Source organism: Teretinema zuelzerae, assembly GCF_021021555.1.
GTDB lineage: Bacteria > Spirochaetota > Spirochaetia > Treponematales > Treponemataceae > Teretinema > Teretinema zuelzerae.
This window is the reverse complement of sequence record NZ_JAINWA010000003.1, coordinates 1,827,311-1,842,228: the sequence shown is the minus strand read 5'-3', so window position 1 is coordinate 1,842,228 and position 14,918 is coordinate 1,827,311. Positions and strand designations below refer to the sequence as shown.

The window sequence follows — 14,918 nt, the reverse complement described above, 5'->3', positions numbered from 1 at the left end:
AATAATTGAGTATTTATTAATCTTTTTTGTTTGATGAGCTTAATTGATAATCTTTAATAAAAGGAAGTTACAATGAAATCATTTTTAATGAGTATAGCTGTCGTTATTCCTGTGTATGTAATATATATTTATTACTTGCGACAACGAATTGTTAAATATGTAAAAAAGAACTATCAAAATATCACAGGATTAAGTGTTTGTTGGTCATTGTTTGGTCCAGTTGGTCCAGGATCTGGGACAAAATATTATGTGCGGTTATCAATAAATAATGATCAATATATCACTTTCTATGCAATGACAAGTTTATTTGGTGGTGTGTTTATATCAAAAGAAAGCGACTAACAACTGCTTCAACCTGACTTATTTGCTTGTCACGGATTTTTGCACTTCGCTACGCTCGGCAAAAACCGCGCCAAACAAAACGCAGGTTAAGCAAATGTTAGGCGGACCCTTCGGGCAGAGGAAAATATATTTAAAACTTGAAATATTTTTTTCATTGTATTGATTGTAGCGAGGTTCGATATGAATGAAGATGTTGTTGTTCTTGAATTTGAGAATAGGGTTAAATATAGAGAATGGTTGGTAATTAATCACAAAAAAGAAAATAGTATTTGGATAGAGTTTAAAAAGGGTAATAAAGATTTTACTGCAAATGACGCACTAGAGGAATCAATCTGCTTTGGATGGATTGATGGGGTTATGAAGTCAATAAATGATGAAAGATATAGAAAATATTTTTCAAAAAGAAAAGATGTTCATAAATGGTCAGAGAAGAATAAGCAAATATTTAAGAAAATGGTAGATAATAATGCAATGACAAAATCCGGTGTTGATGTTTATTTACCAGAAATTAGCAACGAAAATACTCAATTAAGTATAGAAGATAAAATAGAGTGTTTAAGAAATGTGCTTCAAACAATGCCCGAAATAGTAAGATTATACAATGAAAAACCATTATCAAAACAAAAGCAATTTGCTGGCTTTTATTGTGATGCTAAAACCGAAGAAACAAAAAATAAAAGAAGAAATAAAATAATTGATGCACTCCAAAATAACTATAACGGAATGTTGTATTAATTTAATCAAATAGACGCCTAACAACTGCTTCAACCTGACTTATTTGCTTGTCACGGATTTTTGCACTTCGCTACGCTCGGCAAAAACCGCGCCAAACAAAACGCAGGTTAAGCAAATGTTAGACGGACGCGCTTCGCGCGCAACAAAAGAGCACATTATAGTTATGTTATAAATCCTTATAATAAAACAATTTATGGCAATACAATCCATAATTAAAACATCTTAGAATTTGACAATAAAGTCTTTATAAAGTATATTTTAAGGACTGGCAAGGAGGATTAGATGAATGTAAACTTTAAGAACGATATAAAACCGATTTCATACATTAAAACAAATGCTGCTGAAATGATGAAATATGTTAATGATAATCGAAATCCGATTATTATTACTCAAAACGGCGAAGCTAAAGCCGTCTTAATGGATATTGATTCGTATCAAAATATGCAAAATGCTTTTGCTTTATTAAACATAATCAAAATATCTGAAGATGAGATTAAAAGGGGCAACTTTCAAGAATCAGATGAAGTCTTCAATGAATTAAATAACAAATATTTCAGGAAATAAACTATGGAATATGAAGTTCGTATTCCAAATAGTGTGAAAAGAGATATTGAAGAAATCATTGAATATTATTTTGATGATCGACCTGAATACGCAAAGAAAATATTTGAATTATTGTTTGAAAGGATAAACTCATTAAAAAGTTTTCCTAATAAGGGAAGAATTGTTCCGGAGCTCCTTGAATATAACATAAACGAATATCGTGAAATTCTTGAATCTTACTGGCGAATCATCTATCGGATTGATAATGATATGGTTGAAATATTTACAGTAATAGATGCAAGAAGAAATGTACAAGATTTATTAGTGGAAAAATTAAAAAGAAAATTCGTCTAACAACTGCTTCAACCTGATATTTTCTTTGTCACATTTTGTGCTGTCGCTGCGCTCCTTACGCACAAAATGCGCCAAGCCCTTCGGGCGCGAAAATACAGGTTAAGCAAATGTTAGTTTGACGCCTTCGGCGCGCGAGGAAAAATGCATTGTAAAATGCTGTAACAAGGGCTTCTGGTTTTTAAGAATTATATGAAATAAAAAAATGCTAATAACGGTTCGACACATTAATGGATTTGATTAATAAGACTGCTTTTGTCATAGTAAGAATGAAGCAATAAAAAATAGATTGATAATTCTATTGAAAAAGAATGCTAATAATATTGGAAAAAATCTTTCAATAATTGATAACACTAACTCTAGTAATAAAGAAACCTTAATGCTTTTAGTAAATAACAAAAAATAAAGAACAATGATTAAAACAGTTTACGTGCGTAAAACCCTTCTACACATAATGATTGTTATAAAGATAGGAATATTTTGTTGAAAAAAAATAGTGTTATCTTTGGATAAAGATTTATTTGGAAACTTATCAGTAACAAAAGAATTTTAAAAAAGAGAATTTGGATTTTAAATAGGAAAGGAACATGAATACTGTACTGTTTGTATTTTTATTAATCACTGTAGCGCTGTTGATTTATTTTTTGAGTAAAGAATTGAAAACGGATAAAATGAATAAAACACTAACAATTAGTATGATTCTATTAGGTGTTTTACAACTGTTAATAGGTTTTCTAAATATTGGAGAACCAGTAAGTTATGTTTCTTTCGCAGTTGGAATATTGATTATTGTTACATTTGTTATACAGATAAAAAAAATAAACTAACAACTGCTTCAACCTGACATTGCTTCGCAATGCAGGTTAAGCAAATGTTAGAGCGACGCCTTCGGCGCGGCAAGAGAAAATAATGTACACAATACAAAGTGTAGATTCATCAGAAATGATTGAAAAAGTACATAATGTAATTACACAATCATTTAGTACAGTTGCGCAAGATTTTCATTTTACAAAAGAGTCTGTACCACATTTTCCTGCGTTTATTACTGTTGATGTTATAGATAAACAGATGAAAAATGGTTTGGTATTGTTTGTATATGTTGATTCAGGTCAAGTTCTTGGTTCAGTTGGAATAAAGGAAACAGAAAACAATATATATAAAATAGAACGGCTCGCAGTTCTTCCTGATCAAAGACATAATAAAATTGGTCAAACACTAATGAATTATGCAATAAACCGTATTAAAGAGAATAATGGTAAAGTCGCTAAAGTGGAAATCGTTTATGAAAATATTACATTGAAAAAATGGTATGAAAATCAGGGTTTCCAAGTAATTGCTGTTGATGTATATGAAAACTTACCCTTTAAAGTTGGTGTGTTAACAAAAGAATTATGTTAAAAGAAAACTATAATGATTATACACTAACAACTTGCAGTAAACGACGATTTGATGATCGTTATTCTGTTGAAGTGATTATTGAAAAAAATGTAAAAGGGTTAATAAAAAAGGAAATATTTCTGGACACAAAAATTTCATTGATACTTCAACAAGAAGCTGAAAAGGAATCAATAAACTTTGGAAAGAATATAATTAAGAATAAACTTATAGCTTTCTAGGAAATATTGCTGTATACGATTATGATTTATTGCGATGAAAAAAATCTCTAACAACTTATTCAACCTGACATTTCCTTTGGCATGAAAATTGCAGTCGCTTCGCTCCTTATGCAATTTTCACGCCAAGCCCTTCGGGCACGGAAAAGCAGGTTAATAAAATGTTATGTCGACGCCGCTTATGCGGCGCGAAAATAGAAAATCAAGGAGTTAAAATGAAATCACGTATTTCTTTATTGCTTTTTTTTGTGCTTGTTCTTACAGGTTGTGTAACTCGACCTTATACAATTGATGATTACAATCAATTCCGCAAAAAACCATTATCTGCATCAAAAAGTATTCTTTTGGGATTTGTTCCTGGATTACCACAACTATTAAATGGTGAATACTTGGAAGCCAGTGTATATTTTACTGGGTTTTCTGTACCTTTGATTGTTAATCAAGTACTACAAAAAACCATAGATACTGATACAGAAGCAGGGCAAACATTAATGAAATCTACAGCAGCAATTTGTTTGTCTTTTTATGGAATATCTTATGTAGATGGTATAGTTTCATCATTTCAGAGAACTAATCAATTTAATAAAATTCGATCTGAAGATAAAGAGTATGTTGATATTCAAGAAAAGAAAAAATAGAAGATGAAAATAAGAGAATAGAAAAAGAGAAGATGAAAAATGAAAAGGAGACATTTTCTGAGTTTTTAAATAGAAAACAGATTGAATTACGAAACAGTCAAATTGAATCTCTTAAAAAGAGATGGCCTAATCTATCGGATTATGAAATAGAGTGTGTTTATAATAAAAGTATTTTTATAGGAATGAGTCGAGATGGATTGATAGCAAGTTTTGGAAATCCAGAAGATATCAACACCTCTGTTGGCCCTTGGGGAAAACATGAACAGTTTGTATATCCGGGAAAGAAAGATTATGAGAATATATATGTATATGTAGAGAATGGATTTATTACAAGTTGGCAAGATTAAACAACTTTTAACATAACAACTGCTTCAACCTGATGCTTTCTTTGTCACATTTTGTGCTGTCGCTACGCTCCTGACGCACAAAATGCGCCAAGCCCTACGGGCACGAAACCACAGGTTAAGCAAATGTTAGCCAGACGCCTCCGGCGCCGGGGAAAAGAATCTTGACGATAGTATCATTTGATACTATCATGTATGTATGAAACCACCATATCAAATTACTCACAGAATACTTGATTTATATGGACAGATTACTGAAGCTCTTGGTATCTGTCAGAGTTTATTGCTGGTTAAGCCTGAAGCAAGATTACGTAAGCAAAATCGCATTAAAACAATCCACTCGTCTCTTGCCATTGAAGGTAATACTCTCAATATTGAGCATGTAACGGCGTTGATAAATAATAATCACGTTTTTGGACCACAGAAGGACATTCTTGAAGTACAAAATGCAATTAAAGCATATGAGCAATTAAATGAGTTTAATCCTGTAAATGTAAATGACTTTTTAAAAGCTCATAAGACATTAATGAATGGATTGGTTGAGAATCCAGGTAAATTTCGAAGAACACAAGTAGGAATAATTAAGGGAAAAGAAGTTTCGCATATTGCACCTGGATATGACATGGTTCCAGGGCTCATGAAAGATCTATTTAACTACTTAAAAAATGATAATGATCTTGAGATAATTAAAAGCTGTGTTTTCCATTATGAAATGGAGTTTATCCATCCGTTTGAAGATGGAAATGGTAGAATGGGTCGTTACTGGCAGACTCGATTATTGATGAAAGCTAATCCTATTTTTGAATTTGTTCCAATAGAAAAGGTAATAAGAGATAATCAAGAAGAATATTATAGGGTTTTGGAGCAATCAGATTTATCTGGATCATCAACTAGTTTTATTGAGTTCATGCTTGATACGATTAATAAATCATTAAGAGAGACTGTTGAGGATGCAAAGCCCGCAAGCCCAGATTATAAGAAACGAATTGAATATGCATTATCTGTCTTAAATGATTGGTTTGATCGTAAAGAATACATGAATGTATGCAAGGGTATATCAACTGCAACTGCGAGTAGAGATATTAAACAATTACTTATTGAAGAGAAAATTGAGTCATTAGGTACAGGCCGAATGACAAAATATCGTAAAAAAGCAAGTGGCTAACAACTGCTTCAACCTGACTTATTTGCTTGTCACGGATTTTTCCACTTCGCTACGCTCGGCAAAAACCGCGCCAAGCAAAACGCAGGTTAAGCAAATGTTAGATTGACCCTTCGGGCCGAGGAAAAACGAACGAATGCAAATTATCGCAATAATAATGGGTTTAGCAGCCGGCTTGCTTTTTGGAATTGCAACACCGTTAAGTAAATTAACTCTTTCACATCTTAATAGTTTCCAACTTGCAGGTTTATTATACCTTGGCGCAAGTATCGCTTTTTTGCCTTACATGATAATTAATAAATCAAAAAAACTAGTATTGTTAAATACGAAAGGCACAAAAAAACATCTTATAGGAATCGTCCTATTTGGTGGTTTGTTAGGTCCGTTATTTCTAATGGTTGGTTTGAAATCAGCAAACTCAATGTCAGTTTCAATTTGGCTCAATATGGAGTTAGTTGCGACTGCTCTGTTAGGAGTTATAATATTTAAAGAAAGCCTTGGTCGATATACATTACTTGGAATAATTTTTACGCTTTTATCAAGTATTGTTATATGCTCGCAAGAAAATTCCAGCGGAATCATTTCTGCTTTATTTATTATATTGGCATGTATTTGCTGGGGTGTTGATAATCATTTAACAGCAATTATCGATGGAATTACACCTCAAGCAACTACTTTCATAAAGGGTCTATTTGGTGGAACAGTAAATTTAATGATTGGAATGTTCTTATCCGGCAATAAAATTGAAATACAATATATTGGTATTGGTTTATTAATCGGCGTGTTCTCATATGGTATTAGTATTTTTCTATATGTAACTTCTGCACAGAATTTAGGAGCAACTAGAAGTCAAATATTATTTAGCTCATCAACATTTTGGGGAATAATTGCTGCGTATTTATTTCTTAGAGAGAAATTTAGCTTCATAACTATTATTGCATTTATACTATTATTTATTGGAATCATTTTTAGTAATAAAATATTACATAAACATAGTCACTTTCATAGTAGAATGGTTCATATACACATGCATACTCACGACGATGATCATCATAATCATTCACATGGTGAAAACTTTGATACTCATACAAAACATTCGCATATACATGAGCATGATGAAATAACACATGAACATAGTCATTATCCTGATATGCATCATAGACATGAACATTAAAGAAGAAAAATCTAACAACTGCTTCAACCTGACTCGGCTATGTCACGATTCTTGCTAGTCGTCGCTACGCTCCTCGGCAAGAATCGCGCCATGACGCCTCGCAGGTTAAGCAAATGTTAGACGGACCCTTCGGGCCGAGGAAATTTAGTAATGAAGAACAATTAAAAAACTATTGTTTATCAGTCTTATTTTTCTACTTTGTTAGTAATTCAATTTAAAAATGATTTTTAACCAAGCCTTATAAGCCTAGTATAATTCAAAATAATGGTTGATATACGAAACATATGAATTTGTGATTTAGACTCTTATAAATTTATAAAGGCTTTATTTATGGAAAAAAAACCAATTAAACCAAATGTTTTTTTTATGTGTGGTCCAGCAGGATCAGGAAAAACAACTTATGCTAAAAAACTTGAACGGGAAGGTTTTTTACGTTTATCGTTTGATGAAGAATCATTTAAACTGGGTATTACTAAACATCCTTTATCAAAAGAAATGCATCAAGAAATTGAAAACAGACTTATAAAAATACTAAAAGAAAATATTGTTAATGGAATAGATGTGGTTTTAGATTTTTCTTTTTGGTCAAAAAAAATGCGAAATAAATATAAGGAAATTTTAAAAGAATATAATCTTGAACCTAAGATTATTGTTATAAAAACTCCAAAAAGTATAGTAATAGCGAGAATAGAAAAAAGAAATGGTAGTAATGCAGATGAAATAATGTTAACTACTGAAGAAATGGAAAAATATTATGATAATTTTGAATTTCCAACAGAGGATGAAGGAGAACTCATTATTATTAATGGATTCTGAGAAAAAAAGCGTCTAACAACTAGTTCAACCTGACATTGCTATTGTCACACTTTTTGCTATCGCTTCGCGGCAAAAAGTGCGCCAATGTACGCAATGCAGGTTAACTAAATGTTAGACGGACGCCTTTGGCGCAAAATAAAAGGAGAAAAAATGCAAGTAATCGAAGACGGTATGCCATTTAATGAATTACCATTTGGAACAAAAGTTCAATTTTTCATTGCTTTTATAATTAAATCTGCAATTACTTCATTGCTTTTTATAGGTATTTATTTATTAAAATTTAAAACCTATGATGGGACTGTTGATTCTATATTTTATTTTTTATTAATATTGACATTATCGTGTGCAGCATATTTTATTTTTTATATTATATCTGAAGGCATCTTAAAAGAAATGATAATTGGTTTGATTGTTTCATTTATTGGTGGGATAATTGCAACATTTATTCCAATTATTGGTATAATTATTTTGATTATTGGAATCATTTCCATGATAAAAACAATAATCAATATTTTCCAGATGATACCTCTTGTCTTATTGGGAATCTGTTTATTCATTTTTCTATTTGATTCATTTATTCTTGACTTGTTTAGCATTAATTTTTTGATTCCCACAGTTATTATTTCATTATCACAAATAGAACTTATTAACACTTTATTACCGCATACAATAGAATTATCGTATTTAAATATTGGTTATTTTATTCTTTCACTATTAATTTCAATTAATTTGAGTTTCAAGTATTCATTAAAAAATGCTATTTTTAGACAGTGTGTTATTTTAATGGCAATTCCAATTGTAACGTTACTTATCTTACTGATAAGAAGTGCCATTGGAGATAATATTTCACAACCACAAGGTATCCAAGGTGCTAATGTTAAAAATGGAAAGGTATGGGTTAACTCATATACACGAGCAAATGGAACATTTGTAAAAGGTTTTTTTCGTTCAAGATAAGCGTCTAACAACTGCTTCAACCTGATGCTTTCTTTGTCACATTTTGTGCTGTCGCTTCGCTCCTAACGCACAAAATGCGCCAAGCCCTTCGGGCACGAAACCACAGGTTAAGCAAATGTTGGGCGGACGCCTTCGGCGCCGAGGAATAAACACACAATATTACCTATTTCCTTAAGTAGAATTACTAAAAATCAGGCCATAATGATGTTGACGGAAAGATGCATATAGAATACATTTGAAGCATGGAGGCCAACAATGCCTAAAACAATTACCGTTAGAATTGATGATTCTGTTTATGATATTTTCAAGAAAGCTGCTGATGGTCAAAAAAGAACTATTTCTAATTATCTCGAGTATGCAACTCTAAACTACATTGTTAATGAAACTGTTGTTGATGATACAGAAATGAATGAAATCCTTTCATTTAGCAAGGATATTAAAAAAGGATTAAGTGATATTTCTGCTGGAAGGTACAAAGTAATTGGCTAATTACAAGATTGCAGAAACTGAAACATTTGAAAAAAAAATAAAGACTTTAAAGTATAGGAATTTGTATAGCAAAATTACGGATTATGTATACCCAATATTAAGAACTAATCCATTTTTTGGACCAAATATAAAAAAATTAAAAGGTGAGTTTAAGGAAATTTATCGTTTCCGTATTGGTGATTATCGACTTTTTTACAAAATATCAGAAGAAACAGTAATTGTATTTATTGTCGATATTGAATCAAGAAAAGATGCTTATCAATAAATAAGAATAAGCGCCCAACAACTGCTTCAACCTGACTTATTTGCTTGTCACGGATTTTTGCATTTCGCTACGCTCGGCAAAAACCGTGCCAAACAAAACGCAGGTTAAGCAAATGTTATCCCCACGCCTTCGGCGGGCGAGGATGGAAGAACTATAAACACTTAAAAAAAATTGAAATATAACTTGTGATACGGTGCATGTTCTCGCGACAAATGCTGAAGATACATTAAAAGTAAAACAGCAAAACAGTGTTCCGTTTCTACTTCCAAGAATTTAAGGCGACTGTAGGACGTTGCTGTTCAATTGATTTTAACATCTTGAATTGAAAAGATCCTGGATATAAGGTTTTTAGATTACTGTGGTTATTCAGCAGTAAAATACATCATCCTGCACAATTGTTTACGAAAAATGACCTTACAGTGGCTTATATGAAGCAAATCAAAGTCAGAAAATGATTCAGGCGTTGGTTATCATTCTATAGGTTTAGAAAACAGGATGTTGTTGGTTATGTAGAAACGAATCAAGTGAATTGGACTGGATTTGGTCATATATAATAGAAGAAAAGAGAAAAAAATAAGAAAAATGTTTTGTATGAAGCTGCAGTAGAGCAAAAGACAAAACGGAGCTTTTTGTAGGAAATATTTTTGTTACAGAATAAAATTTAAGACGTTGGTAACGTTTGTAAAAGTAAAAAGATTAGGACACAAATTAGTTGAAAATGAAGCTACGGCAGAACTGGAACCAAAAATTGGATAACAACTAGTTCAACCTGACATTGCTATTGTCACACTTTTTGCAGTCGCTACGCTCGGCAAAAAGTGCGCCAATGTACGCAATGCAGGTTAACTAAATGTTAGACGGACGCGCTTCGCGCGCAACAAAAGATCACCTATAATTATGTTATAAATCCTTATAATACAACAAATTATGTCAATACAATTCTTTATTGAAACATCTTAGAATTTGACAATAAAGTCTTTATAAAGTATATTTTAAGGACTGGCAAGGAGTATTATATGAATGTAAACTTTAAGAACGATATAAAACCGATTTCATACATTAAAACAAATGCTGCTGAAATGATGAAATATGTTAATGATAATCGAAATCCGATTATTATTACTCAAAACGGCGAAGCTAAAGCCGTCTTAATGGATATTGATTCGTATCAAAACATGCAAAATGCTTTTGCTTTATTAAACATAATCAAAATATCTGAAGATGAGATTAAAAGGGGCAACTTTCAAGAATCAGATGAAGTCTTCAATGAATTAAATAATAAATATTTCAGGAAATAAACTATGGAATATAAAGTTCGTATTCCAAATAGTGTTAAAAAAGATATTGAAGAAATCATTGAATATTATTTTGATGATCGACCTGAATACGCAAAGAAAATATTTGAATTATTGTTTGAAAGGATAAACTCATTAATAAGTTTTCCTAATAAGGGAAGAATTGTTCCGGAGCTCCTTGAATATAACATAAATGAATATCGTGAAATTCTTGAATCTTACTGGCGAATCATCTATCGGATTGATAATGATATGGTTGAAATATTTACAGTAATAGATGCAAGAAGAAATGTACAAGATTTATTAGTGGAAAAATTAAAAAGAAAATTCGTCTAACAACTGCTTCAACCTGATATTTTCTTTGTCACATTTTGTGCTGTCACTGCGCTTCTTACGCACAAAATGCGCCAAGCCCTTCGGGCGCGAAAATACAGGTTAAGCAAATGTTAGACCGGCGCCTTCGGCGTGAGGAAAAAAAGGAAGTTTAATTGATTGATGCGCATGTTCATATTGAGCGTGGACCGTATACTCTTGAATGGGTAAATGAATTTATTAATCAAGCCTTAAAAATGGGAATTACTGAATTGTATCTTCTTGAACACACTCATAGATTTAAAGAATTTGAGAAATACTATGAAGAGATAAGCAGTTATAGTAACTATCAAAATGATTGGTATAAAAACAGAACTGGTTTATCGTTAGAATCGTATTTGGAATTGATCAAGAGTTATAAGAATAACGAAAACAATATAGTAAAAATAAAATGGGGTTTGGAAGTTTGCTATTTATCTGGAATTGAAAACGAAATAGAAAAATTGAAAAAAGAAAATATAATGGATTTTTATACAGGATCAGTTCTTTGGATAAATGGATGGGGTTTTGATCATAAGAAAGAGTTTTGGGTAGATAAGGAAATTGATACAGAATATAAGAAATACTTTGAAAAAGAAAAAAGGTTAATTAAAAGCGGTGTTTTTGATAATTTAGCACATCCGGATTCAATAAAATGCTTTAATCACTATCCTTCATATGACTTAAATGAAACATATGAAGAAGTAATCGATATAGCAAAGAAAACAAATATTAAATTTGAACAGAGTTGTGGTTTATATAATAACTACGGTCATCAAAAAATAGGTTTAGAAATAAATTATCTAAAAAAACTTAAAGCAAATAATATTGAAATAATCACAGCTACAGATGCTCATTGCCCTGAAGATGTAGGGAAAAATATCAAAAAAGCTTTATTGGCTATACAGGATGCATGAAAACAAAAAAATTCGGTCTAACAACTGCTTCAACCTGACTCGGCTATGTCACAATTCTTGCTAGTCGTCGCTACGCTCCTCGGCAAGAATCGCGCCAAAACGCCTCGCAGGTTAAGCAAATGTTAGAAGGACGCTGCGCGCGCGGAAAATATATCCAACAATATATGGTTTCACCACAATTACAGTTTAGATAAATAATACTAACATACAGGTATACTGGTTACTGCTTATAGAATAATAGAAGTAATAAATAATTGTATTAAATATTCGGAAAAATAGGAGATGTGTATGGAAAAGCCAAAAAGAAGTTTTATTGTTTATATAATTTCGTTGATTATCTTTATTGTATATTCTGTGTTAACAAGAGGAATGCGATTAAGAAGTTCTGAATATTTTAAACTAAATAATGAGCCTTACTATTTCAATAACCTAATTATTTTCTTAACATTAGCACTGACCTTTGCATTAATTGTTAATCTTGTTAGATATAATAAAGTAGTATTTCTAATAACTTCAATTATTATTTTTTTAAATGTACTTTACCAAATAGTAAATATACTAGTATTAACAACAGAACCTCATTCTATTTCAGTATGGATAAGCAGAACAGTTTTTATTGTTGTAAATATATTAATAGGTTTTTTCTTAATCAATAAACAAACATTGACTAGATGTGATGAGTTTAAACAGTATTATCAAGAAAAACGAGTTGCAAAAGAGGCTCTAAGGCGATTAAAAAGAAATTAGGAAGAATTCTTCTAACAACTGCTTCAACCTGATATTTTCTTTGTCATAAAACTTGCTAGTCGCTACGCTCGGCAAGTTTTACGCCAAGCCCTACGGGCACGAAAATACAGGTTAAGCAAATGTTAGGCGCACGCCTTCGGCGGCGAAGATAAAGAATACCCAAAAAGTGATTTGAATTACTTAAAATTTTTTAGACTTAATAACCACAGAATATCAAAACATAATGTTTTGTATAATTGTTTCTTTAATGACTTTAACAAGAAGGAATTTATATGGATCTTACATTAGAAGTTATTGAGACAGAAAGATTATTATTAGTGCCTGCTGATCTAAAATTTGCAAATGAAATATTTAAAAACTTTAATAGTGAAACCACAAAATATATGTATCCGAAACCTGCAAATGATATTAGTGAAACAATAGATTTTTTGAGCAACTCTATATTAGAAATGAAGAAAGGAACAAATTATCAAGTTATTATAACAAAAAAAGACACTCATGAATTTATTGGTTGTGCTGGATTACATGATTTAACAAGTGAAATTCCAGAATTAGGAATATGGATTAAAAAAGAGTCTTTTGGGAATAAATATGGGCAAGAAACAATTAAAGGAATTGTCAATTGGGCTGTTAAACAGAATAAATGGAATAAAGCTCGCTATCCAGTTGATAAAAGAAATATTTCTAGTAGGAAAATTCCAGAGAGTTTAAATGGAATAATTGTTAAAGAATTTAAAAGTATTAATATGAGTAATGTTGAATTAGACGAAGTTGAATATGAAGTGTCTCTTGAAAAAGAATTCGCCTAACAACTGCTTCAACCTGACTTATTTGCTTGTCACGGATTTTTGCACTTCGCTGCGCTCGGCAAAAACCGCGCCAAACAAAACGCAGGTTAAGCAAATGTTAGAACGACGCCGCTTTCGCGGCGCGAAAAAAGGATATTACAAAAAATGAAAATGATTTCTTTTGAATTACAAGACTATTGGGATTATGAATTACTAGATGAAAACAGTCCTTTCTTAAAAGGAAGTGCTGCTTCTTGTATTGATCAAAAAAATTCAATGCTGTTTGTATTTGGTGGAATTACCAATAAATTTACTCCAACAAGTGAATTAGTTGTCTTTGATATTAGTACTTCAAAAATATGTAAAAATACTATTTTACCAGTCACTCCAAGAATAAATCATGAAATGTATTTTTATGACAACAAACTATACATAGTTGGAGGTTTATCATATACACAATTTGGTTCAACTAAAGTATTTGATGAAATTCTTATTTATGACTTGGAAAATGATGAGATAGAAAAAATAGATGCACCAAATATAAAATTTCGGTCATCAAGCGTGTTAAGTATTGAAGATAAGAAAATATATTACTATGGTGGATTAAATTGTGATCCGCAATTACTGAATGTTTTTGATATTACCACGAAAACATGTGACACATTTATTCTTGATGAAAATATTGTATTTAAGACCGGCTCAACATCAATATGTATAAAAACTGATAAGGTTTTATGTTTCTCTGGTTTTACACAGAATGATTATCCTATATGTCATAGTGAATATTTGTTAATGGACTTAAAGAATATGAAGTTCATTAGCAAAAAATGTAATGAATTTGTTGGTCGTACATTTTCAAAAGCAGTGTATATAGAAAAATATAAGAAAGTGTTTTTTATGTTAGGAACATATAATGGAATGGAAGTGTGTAGATCCATTATATATTATGATATTGAAAAAAATGAGTTTAATGATTTATTTGTTCAAGGATTACCATTTGACTTGAATGAAAGTGTTGTATTTTATTGTTCAAGTAAAAATAGAATATTTATATATGGAGGTTTTAGTATGAATAAAATCCAGCCATATAAATGGTCTTTAGATTTGAATGTTTTAGAAAAGAATCCAATGTATACAGAAATTTTTTTCTAACAACTGCTTCAACCTGACTTATTTGCTTGTCACGGATTTTTGCACTTCGCTACGCTCGGCAAAAACCGCGCCAAACAAAACGCAGGTTAAGCAAATGTTAGGTTCACGCCTTCGGCGGGCGAGGAAATAAATTAATAATAATGATTACAGAAAAAAATTGCTAATACAAAATAGAAATCAAATTTATACTACTAAATTAGGCTTACAACGAATCCGCTAAAAAATGTTTGAATAGATAA

Annotated in this window: 21 protein-coding genes; all 21 read left to right on the top strand. The window is 31.1% G+C overall.

The annotated features are described in order from the left end of the window. The first annotated feature begins 72 nt into the window (after positions 1–72). The 21 genes from K7J14_RS15355 to K7J14_RS15255 all read left to right on the top strand — a co-directional run bounded on the left by K7J14_RS15355 (position 73) and on the right by K7J14_RS15255 (position 14,679). The gene (locus tag K7J14_RS15355) at positions 73–342 is read left to right on the top strand and encodes a hypothetical protein (protein WP_230758287.1); all 270 of its coding nucleotides are present in this window, start codon (positions 73–75) and stop codon (positions 340–342) included. Between the two features lie 180 nt (positions 343–522). Beyond that, the gene (locus tag K7J14_RS15350) at positions 523–1,077 is read left to right on the top strand and encodes a YdeI/OmpD-associated family protein (RefSeq protein ID WP_230758469.1); all 555 of its coding nucleotides are present in this window, start codon (positions 523–525) and stop codon (positions 1,075–1,077) included. A gap of 282 nt (positions 1,078–1,359) precedes the next feature. Continuing rightward, positions 1,360–1,641 carry a type II toxin-antitoxin system Phd/YefM family antitoxin gene (locus K7J14_RS15345; protein WP_230758437.1) on the top strand — a complete coding sequence of 94 codons (282 nt, stop codon included), beginning with the start codon at positions 1,360–1,362 and terminating at the stop codon, positions 1,639–1,641. A 3-nt stretch (positions 1,642–1,644) separates the two neighbouring features. Further along, positions 1,645–1,974 carry a type II toxin-antitoxin system RelE/ParE family toxin gene (locus K7J14_RS15340; RefSeq protein WP_230758467.1) on the top strand — a complete coding sequence of 110 codons (330 nt, stop codon included), beginning with the start codon at positions 1,645–1,647 and terminating at the stop codon, positions 1,972–1,974. Between the two features lie 584 nt (positions 1,975–2,558). Then, a complete protein-coding gene (locus K7J14_RS15335; RefSeq protein WP_230758465.1) occupies positions 2,559–2,798 on the top strand; it encodes a hypothetical protein in 240 nt (79 codons plus the stop codon). Between the two features lie 115 nt (positions 2,799–2,913). Continuing rightward, positions 2,914–3,369, top strand: a complete 456-nt coding sequence (locus K7J14_RS15330) for a GNAT family N-acetyltransferase (RefSeq protein WP_230758462.1) — start codon at positions 2,914–2,916, stop codon at positions 3,367–3,369. Between the two features lie 71 nt (positions 3,370–3,440). Beyond that, on the top strand, positions 3,441–3,587 hold the full coding sequence (locus K7J14_RS15325; protein ID WP_230758460.1) for a hypothetical protein: 147 nt from the start codon (positions 3,441–3,443) through the stop codon (positions 3,585–3,587). Positions 3,588–3,799: 212 nt separating this feature from the next. Beyond that, entirely contained in the window at positions 3,800–4,222 is a 423-nt protein-coding gene (locus tag K7J14_RS15320) for a hypothetical protein (RefSeq protein ID WP_230758457.1), read from the top strand. A 32-nt stretch (positions 4,223–4,254) separates the two neighbouring features. Then, entirely contained in the window at positions 4,255–4,569 is a 315-nt protein-coding gene (locus K7J14_RS15315) for a hypothetical protein (RefSeq protein WP_230758454.1), read from the top strand. Positions 4,570–4,765: 196 nt separating this feature from the next. Next, positions 4,766–5,731: a Fic family protein gene (locus K7J14_RS15310; protein ID WP_230758451.1), complete on the top strand. Its 966-nt coding sequence runs from the start codon at positions 4,766–4,768 to the stop codon at positions 5,729–5,731. Between the two features lie 133 nt (positions 5,732–5,864). After that, positions 5,865–6,902 (top strand): DMT family transporter, encoded by a 1,038-nt coding sequence (locus K7J14_RS15305; protein WP_230758449.1) that lies wholly within the window; start codon positions 5,865–5,867, stop codon positions 6,900–6,902. Positions 6,903–7,232: 330 nt separating this feature from the next. Continuing rightward, on the top strand, positions 7,233–7,718 hold the full coding sequence (locus K7J14_RS15300; RefSeq protein WP_230758445.1) for an AAA family ATPase: 486 nt from the start codon (positions 7,233–7,235) through the stop codon (positions 7,716–7,718). Positions 7,719–7,826: 108 nt separating this feature from the next. Then, complete coding sequence (locus K7J14_RS15295; protein ID WP_230758442.1) at positions 7,827–8,675, top strand: hypothetical protein; 849 nt, start codon at positions 7,827–7,829, stop codon at positions 8,673–8,675. Positions 8,676–8,930: 255 nt separating this feature from the next. Beyond that, positions 8,931–9,164 (top strand): CopG family transcriptional regulator, encoded by a 234-nt coding sequence (locus K7J14_RS15290; RefSeq protein WP_230758441.1) that lies wholly within the window; start codon positions 8,931–8,933, stop codon positions 9,162–9,164. Beyond that, the gene (locus K7J14_RS15285; RefSeq protein WP_230758439.1) at positions 9,157–9,429 is read left to right on the top strand and encodes a type II toxin-antitoxin system RelE family toxin; all 273 of its coding nucleotides are present in this window, start codon (positions 9,157–9,159) and stop codon (positions 9,427–9,429) included. Before K7J14_RS15290 ends, K7J14_RS15285 begins: the two co-directional genes overlap by 8 nt. 1,016 nt (positions 9,430–10,445) lie before the next feature. Then, positions 10,446–10,727 carry a type II toxin-antitoxin system Phd/YefM family antitoxin gene (locus tag K7J14_RS15280; RefSeq protein WP_230758437.1) on the top strand — a complete coding sequence of 94 codons (282 nt, stop codon included), beginning with the start codon at positions 10,446–10,448 and terminating at the stop codon, positions 10,725–10,727. Between the two features lie 3 nt (positions 10,728–10,730). Beyond that, complete coding sequence (locus K7J14_RS15275) at positions 10,731–11,060, top strand: type II toxin-antitoxin system RelE/ParE family toxin (RefSeq protein WP_230758435.1); 330 nt, start codon at positions 10,731–10,733, stop codon at positions 11,058–11,060. A gap of 152 nt (positions 11,061–11,212) precedes the next feature. Beyond that, positions 11,213–11,992 (top strand): PHP domain-containing protein, encoded by a 780-nt coding sequence (locus K7J14_RS15270; protein WP_230758433.1) that lies wholly within the window; start codon positions 11,213–11,215, stop codon positions 11,990–11,992. Positions 11,993–12,280: 288 nt separating this feature from the next. Beyond that, positions 12,281–12,739 carry a hypothetical protein gene (locus K7J14_RS15265; RefSeq protein ID WP_230758423.1) on the top strand — a complete coding sequence of 153 codons (459 nt, stop codon included), beginning with the start codon at positions 12,281–12,283 and terminating at the stop codon, positions 12,737–12,739. Positions 12,740–13,011: 272 nt separating this feature from the next. Next, complete coding sequence (locus K7J14_RS15260; protein ID WP_230758132.1) at positions 13,012–13,548, top strand: GNAT family N-acetyltransferase; 537 nt, start codon at positions 13,012–13,014, stop codon at positions 13,546–13,548. Between the two features lie 144 nt (positions 13,549–13,692). Further along, a complete protein-coding gene (locus K7J14_RS15255) occupies positions 13,693–14,679 on the top strand; it encodes a Kelch repeat-containing protein (RefSeq protein WP_230758420.1) in 987 nt (328 codons plus the stop codon). The last annotated feature ends 239 nt before the right edge of the window (positions 14,680–14,918 follow it).